2 protein-coding genes are annotated in these 2,859 nt (G+C 67.9%); both read left to right on the forward strand.

Annotated features, from left to right (window positions below):
- The first annotated feature begins 223 nt into the window (after positions 1–223).
- Entirely contained in the window at positions 224–1,261 is a 1,038-nt protein-coding gene (zapE, locus tag LQV45_RS23800; protein WP_230009101.1) for a cell division protein ZapE, read from the forward strand.
- A gap of 168 nt (positions 1,262–1,429) precedes the next feature.
- The gene (locus tag LQV45_RS23805) at positions 1,430–2,704 is read left to right on the forward strand and encodes an ammonium transporter (protein WP_230009102.1); all 1,275 of its coding nucleotides are present in this window, start codon (positions 1,430–1,432) and stop codon (positions 2,702–2,704) included.
- The last annotated feature ends 155 nt before the right edge of the window (positions 2,705–2,859 follow it).

Genomic DNA, 2,859 nt, shown 5'->3' on the forward strand with positions numbered 1-2,859 from the left:
GCCCGGCTGCCCGAGGCGTTCCTGCAGCCAGTCGCCGGTCACCAGGCGACCGGGCTCGGCATACTCGGCGAACTTGGGGGTGGTGGTGTCGAACTCGACGGTCACGGGATCTCCTCGGTCGGGGTGGGGGAGCGGGCGGCGTAGGGTGGACACCGCACCTTCGACCCTAGGACCGCCGCGTCGAAGCAGGCACCTCTCCGTAAGACTGCGACACAGGACGGCCATGACCTCTACGCCTGCGACGACCGGCGTCGTGCACCTCATCGATCGTGAGCCGGCCATCTCGGGCGCCGAGATGGTGAGCGCCCTCGTGCCGCCGCCGCAGTTCGACGGAGCGACCTTCGAGTCGTACCGGGCGGATGCCGCTTACCCGTCGCAGCAAGAGGCGAAGGAGCTGCTCGAGGCGTTCGCCGGACGTTCGAGCGCCCCGGCGAAGAAGAGCGGGTTCTTCCGCCGCGCCGAGAAGACCCCGCCGGTCAAGCCCGGCGTCTACCTCGACGGCGGATTCGGCGTGGGCAAGACCCACCTGCTCGCCGCGATCTACCACGCGATGCCCGCACGGCGGAAGTACTTCGGCTCCTTCATCGAGTACACCGCCCTGGTGGGCGTCCTCGGGTACGCCAAGGCCGTCGAGCTGTTCCGCGGCTCCGACCTGCTGTGCATCGACGAGTTCGAACTCGACGACCCCGGCGACACGATGGTCATGACCCGGCTGCTCGGCGAGCTCGTGGCATCCGGAACCCGTCTGGCAGCCACCTCGAACACCCCGCCGAACGCGCTCGGCGAAGGACGCTTCGCCGCCCAGGACTTCTTGCGCGAGATCCAGTCGATGGCCGACAGCTTCCGCACGATCCGCATCGACGGCACCGCCTTCCGGCAGCGCGCGATCGACGGCGAGGCCCGCGTCCTCTCGGATGCCGACTACGCCGACGCGATCCGGGATGCCGCCGCCCGTGGCGTCGCCACCGACGATGAGTTCGGGGCCGTCGTGGCGCACCTCGCCCGCGTGCACCCGTCACGGTTCATCCGCCTCATCGACGGCGTCGACACCATCGGGCTGCGCGACGTGCAGGTCCTGCACGATCAGTCCGCCGCCCTGCGACTGGTCGCGTTCATCGACCGTGCCTACGACGCGCAGATCCCGATCCGTGCCACGGGGGTGCCGCTGAACACCGTCTTCGCGGACGAGATGTTGGCCGGCGGATACCGCAAGAAGTACCTGCGGGCCGTGTCACGCCTGGTGGCGTTGACGCACTCCTGAACGGCCCTTTCATCGCGGCTTCGCGGCACGGGGAAATCTGATGTTTACACGCGACCGTCCGCTGTAACGCACTCGAAACACGAATCCCACGCCGATGGAAACCGGGGCTGTGGACACTGAGGGGACCCGACGCTACACCTGCGTCCCTGCAGAGAGGTTCTCTTCGAGATGGATCAAGGCAACACCGCATTCATCCTGATAGCAGCGGCACTCGTGCTGCTCATGACGCCAGGACTCGCGTTCTTCTACGGCGGACTCGTCAAGGCCAAGAGCGTCATCAGCATGATGATGATGAGCTTCGGCGCCATGGGACTCATCGGAGTCCTGTGGGTCCTCTACGGCTACGCGATCGCCTTCCCCGCCACTGAGGCGGGCACCACCCAGGCCCCGTGGGCCCTCGACTTCAACGAACTCGGCCTCTCGGGCGTGCTCGAGACGCCGGAGGGTGCCGCCTACCCGCCGCTGGCCTTCGTCGCCTTCCAGGCCACGTTCGCCATCATCACCGTCGCGCTGGTCTCGGGTGCCATCGCCGACCGCGCCAAGTTCGGTTCGTGGATGGTCTTCGCCCTTATCTGGTCGACGGTCGTCTACTTCCCGGTCGCCAGCTGGGTCTTCAACTTCGGTCTCGCCGAGGACGGCTCGTTCTCGTACGGCGGCTGGATCACGAAGGGCATGCAGGACGTCTTCGGCGTCGGTGCGATCGACTTCGCGGGTGGTACCGCTGTCCACATCAACGCCGGTGCGGCGGCTCTCGCCCTCGCCCTGGTGCTCGGCAAGCGCGTCGGCTTCCAGAAGGGCGCCCACGTCCCCCACAACCCGCCGTTCGTGCTCCTCGGCGCGGGCCTGCTGTGGTTCGGCTGGTTCGGCTTCAACGCCGGTTCGGAGCTCGCCGCCGACGGCACCGCCGCTCTCGCCTTCGTCAACACGATCGCGGCTCCGGCTGCGGCCCTGCTGGCCTGGCTGATCGTCGAGAAGTTCAAGGACGGCAAGCCGACCTCCGTCGGCGCCGCGTCGGGCGCCGTCGCGGGTCTGGTCGCGATCACCCCGGCCTGCGCCGCCCTGACGCCGTTCTGGGCGATCGTCCTCGGCCTCGTCGCCGGTGCCGTTTGCGCCCTGGCGATCGAGCTGAAGTTCAAGCTCGGCTTCGACGACTCGCTCGACGTGGTCGGCATCCACCTCGTCGGTGGTCTGCTCGGAACCCTGTACCTGGGTATCTTCGCGAACAACACCGGTCTGATCTACAGCGGTTCGTTCACGCAGCTGCTCGTTCAGGCGATCGCGGCGCTGGCCGTCCTGGTCTACTCCTTCGTGCTGGCCTACATCATCGGCTTCGCGATCGAGAAGACGATGGGCTTCCGCGTCAAGAACGAGGACGAGATCGCCGGCATCGACACGGTCGTGCACGGCGAAGAGGGCTACGTCCTCAGCGACACCCGCGGCTGACACCCGCACCCGCTCGACGGGGCGTCACGGATTCGTCCGTGGCGCCCCGTTCGTCGTGCGTCCGGCGGCGCGGGGGAGTCTGTCTAGGGTGAGGGAATGGGAACCGCCTCGCGCCTCGTCTCCGCCCTCCTGAGGGCCTTCCGCCCCTCCAGCCC

This window comes from Microbacterium sp. Bi128 (assembly GCF_918698205.1).

Bases quoted from the DNA above. Each gene is read 5' to 3' on its own strand.
- zapE (WP_230009101.1), top strand. From the start codon at position 224: ATGACCTCTACGCCTGCGACGACCGGCGTCGTGCACCTCATCGATCGT.
- LQV45_RS23805 (WP_230009102.1), top strand. From the start codon at position 1,430: ATGGATCAAGGCAACACCGCATTCATCCTGATAGCAGCGGCACTCGTG.